The organism is Tardiphaga sp. OK245 (assembly GCF_900108575.1).
Classification (GTDB): Bacteria; Pseudomonadota; Alphaproteobacteria; order Rhizobiales; family Xanthobacteraceae; genus Tardiphaga; species Tardiphaga robiniae.
This window is the reverse complement of sequence record NZ_FNWZ01000006.1, coordinates 188,387-202,487: the sequence shown is the minus strand read 5'-3', so window position 1 is coordinate 202,487 and position 14,101 is coordinate 188,387. Positions and strand designations below refer to the sequence as shown.

The 14,101-nt window shown below is 63.4% G+C and carries 14 protein-coding genes; 2 read left to right on the top strand and 12 right to left on the bottom strand.

Annotated features, from left to right (window positions below; genetic code table 11):
* Nucleotides 1–188 precede the first annotated feature (188 nt).
* Nucleotides 189–2,561 (top strand): xanthine dehydrogenase family protein molybdopterin-binding subunit, encoded by a 2,373-nt coding sequence (locus BLW80_RS27420; RefSeq protein WP_093761468.1) that lies wholly within the window; start codon nt 189–191, stop codon nt 2,559–2,561.
* 88 nt (nt 2,562–2,649) lie between these two features.
* Here the strand turns inward: BLW80_RS27420 and BLW80_RS27415 are convergent, their stop codons facing one another.
* The 12 genes from BLW80_RS27415 to BLW80_RS27360 all read right to left on the bottom strand — a co-directional run bounded on the left by BLW80_RS27415 (nt 2,650) and on the right by BLW80_RS27360 (nt 12,985).
* On the bottom strand, nt 2,650–3,093 hold the full coding sequence (locus BLW80_RS27415; RefSeq protein ID WP_244528463.1) for a hypothetical protein: 444 nt from the start codon (nt 3,091–3,093) through the stop codon (nt 2,650–2,652).
* 80 nt (nt 3,094–3,173) lie between these two features.
* Nucleotides 3,174–5,294, bottom strand: a complete 2,121-nt coding sequence (locus BLW80_RS27410; RefSeq protein WP_093761466.1) for a sodium-translocating pyrophosphatase — start codon at nt 5,292–5,294, stop codon at nt 3,174–3,176.
* Nucleotides 5,295–5,694: 400 nt separating this feature from the next.
* Complete coding sequence (gene thiL / locus BLW80_RS27405; RefSeq protein ID WP_093761464.1) at nt 5,695–6,693, bottom strand: thiamine-phosphate kinase; 999 nt, start codon at nt 6,691–6,693, stop codon at nt 5,695–5,697.
* A 2-nt stretch (nt 6,694–6,695) separates the two neighbouring features.
* Nucleotides 6,696–7,238 carry a transcription antitermination factor NusB gene (nusB, locus tag BLW80_RS27400; RefSeq protein WP_093761462.1) on the bottom strand — a complete coding sequence of 181 codons (543 nt, stop codon included), beginning with the start codon at nt 7,236–7,238 and terminating at the stop codon, nt 6,696–6,698.
* Between the two features lie 4 nt (nt 7,239–7,242).
* Nucleotides 7,243–7,734, bottom strand: coding sequence for a 6,7-dimethyl-8-ribityllumazine synthase (ribH, locus tag BLW80_RS27395; protein WP_089263855.1), 492 nt, complete (start codon nt 7,732–7,734; stop codon nt 7,243–7,245).
* 211 nt (nt 7,735–7,945) lie between these two features.
* Nucleotides 7,946–8,560 carry a riboflavin synthase gene (locus BLW80_RS27390; RefSeq protein ID WP_093761460.1) on the bottom strand — a complete coding sequence of 205 codons (615 nt, stop codon included), beginning with the start codon at nt 8,558–8,560 and terminating at the stop codon, nt 7,946–7,948.
* Complete coding sequence (gene ribD, locus BLW80_RS27385) at nt 8,560–9,714, bottom strand: bifunctional diaminohydroxyphosphoribosylaminopyrimidine deaminase/5-amino-6-(5-phosphoribosylamino)uracil reductase RibD (protein WP_093761458.1); 1,155 nt, start codon at nt 9,712–9,714, stop codon at nt 8,560–8,562. The genes BLW80_RS27390 and ribD overlap by 1 nt, the downstream gene beginning before the upstream one ends.
* Nucleotides 9,711–10,193 carry a transcriptional regulator NrdR gene (gene nrdR, locus BLW80_RS27380; RefSeq protein ID WP_068732542.1) on the bottom strand — a complete coding sequence of 161 codons (483 nt, stop codon included), beginning with the start codon at nt 10,191–10,193 and terminating at the stop codon, nt 9,711–9,713. Before nrdR ends, ribD begins: the two co-directional genes overlap by 4 nt.
* Before the next feature lie 72 nt (nt 10,194–10,265).
* The gene (glyA, locus tag BLW80_RS27375; RefSeq protein WP_089263852.1) at nt 10,266–11,567 is read right to left on the bottom strand and encodes a serine hydroxymethyltransferase; all 1,302 of its coding nucleotides are present in this window, start codon (nt 11,565–11,567) and stop codon (nt 10,266–10,268) included.
* Between the two features lie 202 nt (nt 11,568–11,769).
* Nucleotides 11,770–12,054 (bottom strand): BrnA antitoxin family protein, encoded by a 285-nt coding sequence (locus BLW80_RS27370; RefSeq protein ID WP_093761456.1) that lies wholly within the window; start codon nt 12,052–12,054, stop codon nt 11,770–11,772.
* On the bottom strand, nt 12,044–12,304 hold the full coding sequence (locus BLW80_RS27365; protein ID WP_093761454.1) for a BrnT family toxin: 261 nt from the start codon (nt 12,302–12,304) through the stop codon (nt 12,044–12,046). The genes BLW80_RS27370 and BLW80_RS27365 overlap by 11 nt, the downstream gene beginning before the upstream one ends.
* Nucleotides 12,305–12,358: 54 nt before the next feature.
* Nucleotides 12,359–12,985 carry a glutathione S-transferase family protein gene (locus BLW80_RS27360; protein ID WP_093761452.1) on the bottom strand — a complete coding sequence of 209 codons (627 nt, stop codon included), beginning with the start codon at nt 12,983–12,985 and terminating at the stop codon, nt 12,359–12,361.
* A 220-nt stretch (nt 12,986–13,205) separates the two neighbouring features.
* Between BLW80_RS27360 and BLW80_RS27355 the strand changes: the two genes are divergently transcribed.
* Nucleotides 13,206–13,574 carry a nuclear transport factor 2 family protein gene (locus tag BLW80_RS27355; protein WP_093761450.1) on the top strand — a complete coding sequence of 123 codons (369 nt, stop codon included), beginning with the start codon at nt 13,206–13,208 and terminating at the stop codon, nt 13,572–13,574.
* Nucleotides 13,575–14,101 lie beyond the last annotated feature (527 nt).

Genomic DNA, 14,101 nt, shown 5'->3' with positions numbered 1-14,101 from the left:
CGGCGTGGAAACCTTCTTGGAAATATCTTTCACGGAAAGTTTAGCAGGGCACAGGATCAGCGCAACCTTGGCGCACCCCCATGCCCAATCGTCCGTTGTCGTACAGGTCACGCTGCCTTATCTCAGGGACCTACAGGGGCGCGCCCCCGCGCCAAATCCTGGAATCATCCACATTTGATGGATTCATCATGCAAGATTTTACCGGCTCGCCCGTCGACAACGCCATCGCCATGCAGAAATACGGGGTCGGCCAGCCTGTCCGCCGCAAGGAGGACGACACCCTCGTCCGCGGCAAGGGCAAATATACCGACGACATCAACCTGCCCGGCCAGCTCTATGCCTGGATTGTCCGCAGTCCCCATGCCCATGGCGTGATCCGCGGCATCGATACCGAGGCTGCCAAGGCCATGCCCGGCGTGCGCGGCGTCTGGACCGGACGGGATCTCGAAGCCGCCAATTACGGCCCCTTCACCTGCGGCCTGCCGCTCAAGAGCCAGGACGGCACCCCGCTGTTCCAGACCAATCGCCATGCTTTGATGACCGACAAGGTGCGCTATGTCGGCGACCCCGTCGCCTTCGTGGTGGCTGAAACAGTCGCGCAGGCGCGCGACGCCGCCGAAGCCGTCGTGCTCGACATCGACGCCCTGCCCGCCGTCACCGATTGCGAAGCCGCGACGAAGCCCGGCGCGCCTGTTCTCTACGACCACATCCCGAACAATGTCGCGCTAAACTATCACTATGGCGACACGGCCGCCGTCGAGGCCGCCTTTGCATCCGCCGCGCATGTCACCAAACTCGACATCGAGAACACCCGTGTCGCGGTGGTGTCGATGGAGCCGCGCTGCGCGCTCGCCACTTACGAAAAATCCGGCGGCCGCTACGTGATCCAGGTGCCGACCCAGGGCGTCGCCGGCAATCGCAATACGCTGGCGAAGCAGCTCAACGTCGCGCCCGACAAGGTCCGCATCCTCACCGGCAATGTCGGCGGATCGTTCGGCATGAAGAACATCAGCTATCCCGAATATATCTGCCTGCTGCATGCGGCGAAGGAACTGGGCAAGCCGGTGAAGTGGCTCGACGAGCGCTCCTCCAGCTTCCTGTCCGACAGCCACGGCCGCGCCCAGGATATCCATGCCGAACTCGCCCTCGACAAGGACGGCAAGTTCCTCGCGGTGCGCCTGAAAGGCTACGGCAATCTCGGCGCCTATATCACCGGCGTGTCGCCGAGCCCGCTGTCGCTCAACACCGGCAAGAACCTCGCCAGCGTCTACAAGACGCCGCTGCTGTCGGTGGACATCAAATGCGTGCTCACCAACACCACGCTGATGGGCGCCTATCGCGGCGCCGGGCGCCCCGAAGCCAACTACTTCATGGAGAGGCTGATCGACCGCGCTGCCGACGAGATGGGCATCGATCGCTTCACGCTGCGCAAGCGCAACTTCATCAAGCCGTCGCAGCTGCCCTTCGCGGCCGCGTCCGGCGTCACCTATGACAGCGGCAATTTCCAGGGCGTGTTCGACAAGGCGCTGGAGATCTCCGACCACGCCGGCTTCGCCAGGCGCAAGAAAGATAGCCGCAAGAACGGCAAGCTCCGCGGCATCGCCGTCGGCTCCTATCTCGAAGTCACCGCGCCCCCATCCGGCGAACTCGGCAAACTGACCTTCGGCGAAGACGGCACCGTGACGCTGACCACCGGCACACTGGATTATGGCCAGGGCCACGCTACCCCCTTCGCGCAGGTGCTATCGGCGCAGCTCGGCGTGCCGTTCGATGCCATCCGGCTCGAGCAGAACGACAGCGATCTCGTCCGCATGGGCAACGGCACCGGCGGCTCGCGTTCGATCACCGCATCGGGCCAGGCCATTGTCGAGGCCTCCGATCTCGTCATCGCCAAGGGCAAGGCTGCCGCGGCGCATCTGATGGAAGCATCGGAAGCCGATATCGAGTTCAAGGCCGGCCGCTTTACGATTGCCGGCACCGACCGGTCCATCGACATCATGGAACTGTCGCAGCGTGTGCGCGAGGGCAAGATGCCGGACGGCGTGCCCTCCTCGCTCGATGTCGACCACACCTCATCGGACGTGCCCTCGACGTTCCCGAACGGCTGTCATGTCGCCGAAGTCGAGATCGATCCCGACACCGGTGTGCTGACCATCGTCAATTACGCGGCGGTCAACGACTTCGGCACCATCGTCAATCCGATGATCGTCGCCGGCCAGTTGCATGGCGGCGTGGCTCAGGGCATCGGCCAGGCGCTGATGGAAAAAGTCAGCTACGACGCGTCGGGCCAGCCGATCACCGGCTCTTTCATGGACTATGCGATGCCCCGCGCCGGCGACATTCCGCTGATGCTGGTCGGCGATCATCCCTCGCCGGCGACGACCAACCCGCTGGGTACCAAAGGCTGCGGCGAAGCCGGCTGCGCCGGCTCGCTCTGCACCATCGTCAATGCGGTGGTCGATGCGCTCAGTGACTACGGCGTCACGCATATCGACATGCCGCTGACCTCCGAGCGCATCTGGCGCGCCATCCAGGACGGCAAGCAGAGCAAGGCGGCGTAAGCCCGACCAACTCAACAAAAAGCCCCGCGATCACATCGCGGGGCTTTTCTGTGTCGTCTACGCTAACGCGCCGTGGCCGACAGGACCCCTAGCTCTTCGTCCCGTATTTCCGCGCGAAATCCCGCCCGGAGCGCGCAATGCAGATCGCGGCCTGGCTCTGATACATCGAGCCCTCGTTCTTCTCTGCGATCTTGTCGCATTTCGCACGCGCCTTTTCATAGGCGGCCTTGGTCGCGGGGAGCGCCTTGGGGAGAAAGCGCGGTTCACATTTCGACAGCACGATGCTGGAGAATGCATTATCACCGGACGAACCAAGCTGGCAGAGTTCGAGAATCCGGTATGCGCCTTCGCAGCTGAACTCGGTCTTCATCGCGGCGATGATCGCCTGGTGGAGACCGCCGGCTTTCGAGATCGCAGCCTCGGAGACCGGGCATTGCTCGGCGGCCAAGGCCGGTGCGCTGCAGGCCACAAACAGTCCGATGGCTACGAGACTGTGACGAAAACGAACCCGACCATGGGGCAACGGCTGCATGTGGTCCTACCTGATCAAACGAACAACGAAAAATCCCGCGGCTTGCGCCGCGGGATTTTTGCATTCGTGCTCTCGGCCGTCTAGTGCGCCAGGATCGCCAGCAACAACAGCGCCACGATGTTGGTGATCTTGATCATCGGGTTCACCGCGGGGCCCGCCGTGTCCTTGTAGGGATCGCCGACGGTGTCGCCGGTCACCGCGGCCTTATGGGCATCGGAGCCCTTGCCGCCGAAGTGGCCGTCCTCGATATACTTCTTGGCATTGTCCCAGGCGCCGCCGCCTGAGGTCATGGAGATCGCCACGAACAGACCCGTGACGATCACGCCGAGCAGCATGGCGCCGACCGCCGAGAATGCCGCCGACTTGCCGACTGCGCCGCCCCCCGCAATGGCGTAGATGATGAAGTACACCACGATGGGCGACAGCACCGGAAGCAGCGACGGGATGATCATTTCCTTGATCGCGGCCTTGGTCAGCAGATCCACCGCGCGGCCGTAATCCGGCTTGTCGGTGCCCTGCATGATGCCCGGCTTCTCGCGGAACTGACGACGCACTTCCTCGACGATGGCGCTGGCCGCACGGCCCACGGCCGTCATGCCCATCGCACCGAACAGGTATGGCAGCAGACCGCCGAACAGCAGGCCGACCACCACATAGGGATTGTTCAGCGAGAAGTCCGGCAGCACATCCTTGAAGTACGGATACTTCGCGGCATTGGCGATGAAGAATTTGAGGTCTTCATTGTAAGCCGCGAACAGCACCAGTGCGCCGAGGCCAGCCGAGCCAATGGCATAGCCCTTGGTGACCGCCTTGGTGGTGTTGCCCACCGCGTCGAGCGCGTCGGTGGCCTTGCGGACCTCCTTCGGCAATCCGGCCATTTCGGCAATGCCGCCGGCATTGTCGGTGACAGGACCGAAGGCGTCGAGCGCCACGATCATGCCGGCCAGCGCCAGCATCGTCGTGGTGGCAATCGCGATACCGAACAGGCCCGCGAGGCTGTAGGTGACGAGAATGCCGGCGATGATGACGATCGCAGGACCCGCTGTCGACTCCATCGAGATCGCGAGACCCTGGATCACATTGGTGCCGTGGCCGGTGACCGACGACTGCGCGATGGACTTCACCGGCCGATAGTCGGTGCCGGTGTAGTATTCGGTGATCACGATGATCAGCGCCGTGACAACGAGGCCGGCGACGCCGCATTCGAACAGCGCCAGACCCGTATACTTCACGCCTGCCAGCGGACCGAAACCGATCAGCCAGTAGATCACGGCGGCAACGCCGAACAGTGATAACACACCGGTGGCGATCAAGCCCTTGTACAGCGCACCCATGATCGACTGGCTGGCACCGAGCTTGACGAAGAACGTGCCGGCAATCGAGGTCAGGATGCAGATGCCGCCAATGGCGAGCGGCAACGTCATCATGTTGACCAGCAATGGCGAACTCGCGAAGAAGATCGCGGCCAGAACCATGGTGGCGACCGCGGTCACCGCATAGGTCTCGAACAAGTCGGCGGCCATGCCGGCGCAGTCGCCGACATTGTCGCCGACGTTGTCGGCGATCGTTGCCGGGTTGCGTGGATCGTCTTCGGGAATGCCGGCTTCAACCTTGCCGACGAGATCGCCGCCGACGTCAGCGCCCTTGGTGAAGATGCCGCCGCCGAGACGCGCGAAGATCGAGATCAGCGACGCGCCGAAGCCGAGCGCCACCAGCGCATCGATCACGGTGCGGCTGTTGGCAGCGAGGCCCAGGGCGTGCGTGAGATAAGCGAAGTAGATGGTGACACCGAGCAGCGCCAGACCCGCCACCAGCATGCCGGTGATGGCACCAGCCTTGAAGGCGAGTTCGAGGCCGCCGGCCAGCGAGATCGTCGCCGCCTGCGCAGTGCGGACATTGGCGCGCACCGAGACGTTCATGCCGATGAAGCCGGCTGCGCCCGACAGCACGGCACCGATCAAGAAGCCGAAGGCCACGAGCATGCCGAGGAAGTAAGCCAGCAGCGCGAAGATCACGACGCCGACGATGCCGATGGTGAGATATTGTCGCTTCAGATAGGCCTGTGCGCCCTCCCGCACAGCCTCTGCTATTTCCTGCATCCGTGCGTTACCCGCATCGGCCTTCAACACAGAACTCGTCGCCCAGATCGCGTACACGATCGACAGTGCCCCGCAGAGCACGATCACCCACAATGCTGTCATGGAATCTGCCTCAGTCCTTCCTGCCCGGCGCCTTGTTAGTTGGCGCATAAAAAGGAGGCCTGCCCAGCACGTGAGGACGGCCTCTCGTTTGATGAGCATGGCAAAATCGGTATCGCCGTGCAACGCTGCCAATGGGCTAATGCAGGATTTTTGGAGGGGCTCTTAACCTCTCCCCGCATCTTGCGCGGGGAGAGGTCGAAAGCCGCGCAAAGCGCGGGTTTCGGGTGAGGGCATGGCAGCGGCCCCTCACCATCCAGATCCAACGGATCGCGAACTGAGACGACGTGCCGGATGTACGCATCCTTCCCCGCCCCTCACCCGCCGCGAAGACGCGGCGACCTCTCCCCGCGCAAGATGCGGGGAGATGTTAGGTCCGCGCTTGCCGGAACAGTGAGGCTAGTCAGAAGTGGCTGTAGGACAGGCGCTTCAACACGATGTCCCTGCCCGCCGGATCGACGAAGCGCGGCGATGACGCACCTGCAACAATCGTCCCGATGACCGCGACCCGCACGCCCGCCTGGTGCGCGGCCTGCACGAAACCGGTCGTGCGATTCTCAGGTATGGTGCAGAGGACTTCGTAGTCGTCGCCGCCGGCAACGACCGTTTCGAGACCGATCACACCGCGGTCCAGCAGTGCTGCCGCCGGATCCGACAGCGGAATAGCCGATGCATCGATGACGGCAGAGACGCCCGACACCGCACAGAGCTTGGCGAGATCGCCGGCCAATCCGTCGGAGACATCCATCGACGCCGTCGCGAAATCGCGCACCGCCGATGCCAGCGCATTGCGTGGCAGCGGCACGCGATAGCGTGCCACGAGCGCGTCATGCGCGTCACTGTCACCGGCCAGCGCCGTCGCGACCGCGCCGCCTTTCAGCGCCGCAAGGCCAAGCGCGGCATCGCCGATCGTGCCACTCACGACCACGCGGTCCCCCACCGCCGCGCCGTGGCGGCGGACCATCTTGCCCACCGGAACGCGTCCGAAGGCGGTGACTGAGACCATCAGCGGCCCCGGCGTCGAGACCGTATCGCCGCCGAGCAATACGCAGCCGAATGTTGCGATGTCTTCGCCGAGACCCCGCGCGAACTCCGCCAGCCACGCCTCATCATGTGTCCGCAGCGCCAGCGTCAGCACAAAGCCGACCGGCAGCGCGCCCTTGGCGGCGAGGTCTGACAGGTTCACCCGCAGCGCCTTGCGCGCGATGGTGTCCGGGGGATCATCGGGAAGAAAGTGCACGCCTTCGACGATGGCATCGGTGTTGACGACGATATCCTCGCCGTCAGCCTTGAGCACCGCGGCGTCGTCGGTCAGCCCGAACGCGCCGGGATCAGTCGCAAGCGGCTTGAAGTAGCGCGCGATCAGGGTGTCTTCGCCGGATGCGTTGGACCCGGCTGACATGATCAGTGTCCCGCGCGCGAAAACTCTTCCGCGCGAAATTGCCGGGCAATCTGGTCGAGCACCGCATTCACCATGCCGGTCTCGTCGCCTTCGACGAAGGCATGCGCGACGTCGACATATTCTGACACCACGACGCGGCCGGGAATGTCCTTGCGGTGTTCCAGCTCATAGGCGCCGGCGCGCATCACCGCGCGCAGGATCGCCTCGATCCGCTGCAGCGGCCAGCCCCTGGAGAGCGCGTCGTCGATCAGCGGATCGAGCTTGTTCTGGTCGCGCACCACGCCGGACACGATGTCGCGGAAGAACGCCTCCTCGGCCGGGAGATACTGGTCGCCCTCGATCTCGCTGCCGAGCCAGAAGCTCTCGAACTCGGCGAAGACGTCGTTGATGCCCGCGCCGCCGACATCCATCTGATATAGCGCCTGCACGGCGGCGAGACGCGCGGCGCCGCGCCGGTTAGCCTTGCGATCACCCTTGGGGACCGGCTTCTTGAGGTCGGCTTTCTTGTCGGACGATTTCTTGTCAGCCGTTTTCTTCTCAGACATCGGCTCAAGCCTTCGCCAGACGGCGCTTGATGCGCAGCACGGACAGTGCCGCACGGGCCGCATCGCCGCCCTTGTTCAATTCGCCGGCGCGCGCGCGCGCCCAGGCCTGCTCGTCGGTATCCACCGTGATGATCCCGTTGCCGAGGGGCAGCCGCAGATCGACGGACAGATCCATCAGCCCGCGCGACGACTCCATCGAGACGATCTCAAAATGGAACGTCTCGCCACGTACCACGCAGCCGAGCGCGATTGCCGCTTCATAAGGCTTGCCGCTTTTCGCGGCAGCATCGACCGCAATCGCGATGGTCGAAGGAATTTCCAGCGCGCCGGGCACCGTCAACACGTCATGGGTGACGCCGGCTGCCTTCAGCTCGACGATCGCGCCTTCCAGCAGCGCATCCTGAATGTCGTCATAGAACCGCGCCTCGACGATCAGGACGCGCGCGCCGGTGATGTCGGTCTGGTCCTGCAAATGAGCGCGTCGCGCGTCTGCCATATCTCAACCTGTTAAAAACGTTGAACATCTCCAAGAATGAAGATTGTCAACAACGCGTGTTTGTAGTCGTCGCGGGCAGTGAAGCCAAGGGCAATACTTGGCAATTTAGCGCCGTCATGCCCGGCGCATGCCGGGTATCCACGTCTTGGCCGAGCACGAAGACGTGGATAGCCGGGACAAGCCCGGCCATGACGGCCGAGAGGTCGGAGCCTTAAACCGGCATTTCGCTCAGCCGCGCCGCATAGCGGGCCATCAGGTCGACCTCGATATTGACCTCGGCGCCTGCTTCCCACGCCTTGCCCAGCGTGGTGACGCTCAGCGTGTGCGGAATGATCAGCACCGCGAACTGCACGTCATCGACGGTATTCACCGTCAGCGACACGCCATCCAGCGTGATGGAGCCCTTGGTGGCGATGAAACGCGCCAGTTCGCGCGTGGTGCGGAAGGTAATCCGCGCCATGTCCGGCAGGTTCTCGCGCGATACGATGGTGGCGATGCCGTCAGCATGGCCGGCGACGATATGGCCGCCAAGCTCGTCGCCGATCTTCAGCGCGCGTTCGAGATTGAGGCGGGTGCCCAGCTTCCAGTGCTTCGCCGTGGTCATGCCCAGCGTCTCGGCGGCAGCGTCAACGTCGAACCAGGTTTTGCCATTCGCCACGCCGGAGCCAACCACTGTGAGGCAGACACCATTGCAGGCAATCGAGGCGCCATCGGCGATGGTGGTCTGGTCGTAGTCACAGAGAATGCGCAGCCGGTGCAGCTGGCCCTGCGCCACTTGCGTAAGGCTCTCGATCTCGCCGATGTCGGTGACAATGCCGGTGAACATTAGCTTCTTTCGTAGATGGTCAGAGTGTCGTTCTCGATCGTCTCGCTAGCACGCTGCACGAAATCCGGCGACCCGGTGATCGCCGATAGCGGCAATGCATCCAGCGCGGCGATGCCACCCTCGCCGATCTCCTTCGGCCCGCGAAACAGCCAGACCTCGTCGACCAGTCCCGCCGCCACGAAAGACGCCGCAACTTTCGATCCGCCTTCCACCAGCAGCTTCGTAATTCCCTTCTCCGACAAGCTATGCAGCACGGCGAGCAAATCCAGCCCCGGCGGCGGCGAGGTCGTAGTCGGCACGCGCAGCACCTGCGTGCCGGCAGCGCCCAGCGCCATCGCGGCGGGCGCTTCCGACAGGCTGGAGGTCATCACCCACAGCGGCGTCGTACGCGCGGAATGCACCAGTCTGCTGTTACCGGAAATGCGTAGCGCGCGATCCAGCACCACGCGCACCGGCGAGCGCTGCATCATGCCCGGCAAGCGACAGGTCAGTTCAGGATCGTCAGCGATGACGGTGCCCATACCGACCAGCACGGCGTCGCATTGCGCCCGCAAGAGATGCACGCGCGATCGCACCATCTCGCCGGTGACGGCGACAGGCTTGTGACCGGCTGCCGCGATCTTGTCGTCCGGCGACACCGCGAGCTTCAGCACGACATGCGGGCGCTTGTCGCGGATACGCCGAAAATGCCCGGCGTGATCGCGTGCGGCCTGTTCGGCACAGAGCCCGACATCGACCCTGATGCCCGCCGCCCGCAGCCGCGCATGGCCCTGCCCCGCCACGTCCGGGTTGGGATCTTCAATCGCCGCAACGACGCGCGCGATGCCCGCAGCGACGATCGCATCCGCGCAAGGCGGCGACTTGCCGAAATGTGAGCATGGCTCCAGCGTCACATAGAGCGTGGCACCGCGTGCGGCTTCGCCGGCCTGCGCCAGAGCGACAGGCTCGGCATGGGGACGGCCGCCGGGCTGGGTCCAGCCACGGCCGAGGATGACACCGTCCTTCACGATGACCGCGCCGACCGCGGGATTGGGCCATGTCCGGCCTTGCCCGCGCCGGCCAAGCGTCAGCGCCAGCTGCATGAAGCGCAGGTCAGCGGCTTTCGCGTCGGCAGATTCTTGAGCGTATTGATCTTCCAGGATACGGAAGATCATTTTCGGACGACCACCGGCCGGCCGTCGTCGTCGGCATGCAATTCGCCGAGCACCGCCTCGAAGTCCTTGGCCTCGCGAAAATTGCGATAGACCGAGGCGAAGCGCACATAGGCGACGTCATCGAGCCCGCGCAGATGCTCCATCACGATCTCGCCGATGGTCTCCGACGAAATCTCCGCCTCGCCGCCGCTTTCCAGCTCGCGCACGATGGCCGACACCATGGTCTCGACGCGCTCCGGATCGACCGGGCGCTTGCGCAGGCTGATCGACAGCGAGCGGACCAGCTTGTCGCGGTCGAACGGCACGCGGCGGCCATTGCGCTTGATCACCGTGAGTTCGCGCAGTTGCACGCGCTCGAAGGTGGTGAAGCGGAAGTTGCAGGTGACGCAGACGCGCCGCCTGCGGATCACGGCGGAATCTTCCGCGGGACGCGAGTCCTTCACCTGCGTATCGAGGCTATTGCAGTTCGGACAGCGCATTCCAGAGAACCTTCCAGACACTCGTTCCTGCGCGACCTTCTGACCGCGCAGGTCTCCGCCTCGTAGCAGGCCTTACTGATAGATCGGGAAACGATCCGTCAGCGCCTTGACCTTCTCCTTCACGGCCGCTTCGACCAGCGGCGCACTGCCGTCGCCGGACTGCGCCACCGCGCTCAGCACTTCGGCAATCATCTCGCCGGTTGCCTTGAATTCGGCAATGCCGAAACCGCGCGTGGTGGCGGCGGGCGTGCCGAGACGGATGCCCGAGGTGATCCACGGCTTTTCCGGATCGAACGGCACGCCGTTCTTGTTGCAGGTGATGCCGGCGCGGACCAGTGCCTTCTCCGAGACGTTGCCCTTCAGGCCCTTCGGCCTGAGGTCGACGAGCATCAGGTGGTTATCGGTGCCGCCCGAGACAATGTCGTAGCCCTGCGCACGAAGCGTTTCGGCCAGCGCCTTGGCATTCTCGACAACGTTCTTGGCATAGACCTTGAAGTCCGGCTGCAGCGCTTCCTTGAAGGCCACGGCTTTCGCCGCGATGACATGCATCAGCGGGCCGCCCTGCAGACCCGGGAAGATCGCCGAGTTCAGCTTCTTGTGCAGCGCCTCGTCATTGGTGAGGATCAGGCCGCCGCGCGGGCCGCGCAGCGACTTGTGCGTGGTCGTCGTGGTGACATGGGCATACGGCACCGGCGAGGCATGGACGCCACCGGCAACGAGGCCTGCGAAATGCGCCATGTCGACCAGAAGATAGGCGCCGACGCTATCGGCGATCTCGCGGAAGCGCTTGAAGTCCCACGAGCGCGAATAGGCCGAGCCGCCGGCGATGATCAGCTTCGGCTTCACCTCTTCCGCCTGCTTGGCGATCGCATCCATGTCGAGGATCTGGTCGTCCTTGCGCACGGTGTAGTGCACCGGCTTGAACCACTTGCCGGACATGTTGACGGGCGAGCCGTGGGTGAGATGGCCGCCGGCTGCGAGGTCGAGACCCATGAAGGTATCGCCCGGCTGCAGCAGCGCCAGGAACACCGCCTGGTTCATCTGGCTGCCGGAATTCGGCTGCACATTGGCGAACTGGGCGCCGAACAGCTTCTTGGCCCGTTCGATGGCGAGGTTCTCAGCGATATCGACGAATTCGCAGCCGCCATAATAGCGCGCGCCCGGATAGCCCTCGGCATATTTGTTGGTCATCACCGAGCCCTGGGCTTCCATCACGGCGCGGCTGACGATGTTTTCCGACGCGATCAGCTCGATCTCGTGGCGCTGGCGACCGAGTTCACCCTTGATCGCCTCGGCAATCTCGGGATCGGCCTGAGCAAGCGTGGCGGAGAAGAACGAGTCGGGCGCGGAGCCGGTTTTGGCCGAAGTGGTCATAGGGCAATATCTCCACCGCCGCGGCCTTCTTTCGGCGTGCGGACGGTCACGAGTGGCGATCAGGAAACGGTGCCCCGAATACCATATCTGGCTGGCGGGGCCAAGGTTTTGCGCCTCAGGGCGCGATATTTAGGCAGTGGCGTAAATGCGGCGATTGCACATGCCGATTGCCTACCGCCCGAAGTAAACGGCGATACCGCCCCTATCGCTTGACGCCCGCCGCCTTGCGCAGAACCTCGTCGATCTTCGATTGCCAGCCCGGCCCCTTAGACTTGAAATGGGTCAGGACGTCCGGACTCAGTCGCAGCGAGACGAGCGTCTTGGTCGGCGCCTTATTGGGACCGCGCCCTTTGCGGATCGATTTGGCCAAATCCGGCAAGGCTTCGGCAAAGGGCTTAGCCTTGGCAAAGTCCTCCTTCGTCAATTCCGGGGTGTCGCTGACCTCCCGCATATCTTTGGTGCCATAACCCCGCTTTTTAACGGTCATTGTAGAGCCTCCTCTCATTCTTACTGGCGGGACGCATGCTAATCACGCTCAAGGCCTCTTTTCCGAGAACCACGAACACCACCACAATGACGCCGCGGATATTCCGGCCGATGCCAATCCAACGTTTCGCTTTCACCTGTGACGGCAGAACCAGAGCGCTTTCGAAAAAGGCCTCATCGAGATCCGCGAAATCCAACCCGTGCTTGTCCAGGTTGGCGAGACGCTTCGGCTCGTCCCAGAGGATTTTCATGACTATAATGTAGCTACATTATAATCATCGGTCAACGTCCGAAGCGCTCCGTTCCTATTTCGCCAGCCGGTATACCCCGCCCTTCTCCACGCTGCGCTGGAACGCCGGGCGGGCATGCATCCGGCCGATCCAGGCGGCCAGATCGGGATAGGCCTTGAGCCGGTCGAAGCTGCCGGCGACCTCGGCGACGAAACTCATCTGGATATCCGCGCCGGTCAGGCTGTCGCCAACGAAGAACGCACGGCCCTGCAGCGCCCGGTCGGCATGACCGAGATGCCGGGCCATTTCGCTGTCGATCCGCGGCTGTAGCGGCGCGCCGGCCTCCTTTAGGCGAGACACGTAGAGATTGAGCATCAGCGGCAACATCGCCGAACCCTCGGCATAATGCAGCCATTCAAGATAGGCCTCGTACTCCGGAGTGCCCTCCGCCGGCCGCATCGCGCCCTTGCCGTAGCGGCGGATGACGTAGTCGACGACCGCCGCGGATTCCGCGATGGTCACATCGCCGTCGACGATGACAGGCGACTTGCCGAGCGGATGCACCGCCTCCAATTCCGGCGGCGCGAGCCGCGTCTGCGCATCGCGCTGATAGGTTGTCAGATCATAGGGCGCGCCGAGTTCTTCCAGCAGCCAGATGATCCGCTGCGAGCGGGAGTCGTTGAGATGATGAAGCGTGAGCATGGGCGTGTCCTTGTGTTGTCCCCGGCCCGATCTGTAGACCGTCGGCGTGAGAGAAGTCTTCGAGGATTATCGCGCGAACAGCGAACAAGAAAATCTTCGCGAGCTTTTCCATGCTAGTTTGCCGGTAAGGCGACTGTCTGTCGTTGTGGAGAGGTTCGGCTCTCCTTCCCCTCTGCACCAAGCCAAGCCGCCAACCTGAGGCCTATCGCAGGAGGTTGAGATGGACGATGTACGGGCCGCCCTGGAGCGTCATTGGACTGCATCGGACGCGAACGATTTCGATATCGAACATGACATCTACCATGAGGATGCGATGCTTTATTATCCCCAATCGGGGGAACGCATCCGCGGTCGGCACAACATTCAGATGAGCCGACTTGTCCAGCCAAATGAGAAACGTTTTACGGTTCGGCGGATTATCGGCAACGGCGAATTATGGGTCACCGAATTCATCCTGACCTATGACGGTATACCATCTTACGCGGTGAGCATCATGGAGTTCCGCGACGGACGGGTGGCCAACGAAACGCAGTATTTCGCCGATCGGTTTGAACCTGCAGTCTCGCGCGCGCATCTTGTCGAGCGATAGTTCGAGTAGCAGAACCGCGACGACAGTGCTTCGATGAGCACATATGCGATGAGCGCATCGCGTCCCGCTCGTCATTCCGGCGCGCGACTAGCGCTTGCCGGACGCCACACCCGTCATTCCGGGGCGTGCGTCGCCGGCGAAGCCGGCAGAGCGCGAACCCGGAATCCCGGAATGTTCAGCGCAAAACATGTCGGGATTCCGGGTTCGCCTGCGCGAAGGCGCGCAGCCGCCCCGGAATGACAGTGTGAGGCGGCAAGACAGCGCCCAAACATTTTTTCCTATCCTCCGTTGACAACATCCCCATCAGGTTTATATTCCCCGTTGTCCTGCCCCACCGAGAGGGGCGATCGCGATCGTCACGTTCGCGGGGCGGGATGCGGTGGACGCCGGAGATGCGGCGTCGCGCGGTTCACGGGTGACGTCTGTCTTCGGGCAGGACGGATCTGCGCCAGCACTGCCACTGGCAAGGAGACGTTTGACCTTCGGATGGAAAGATCCCTGGACAGTGTGACGGACGACCAAATCGA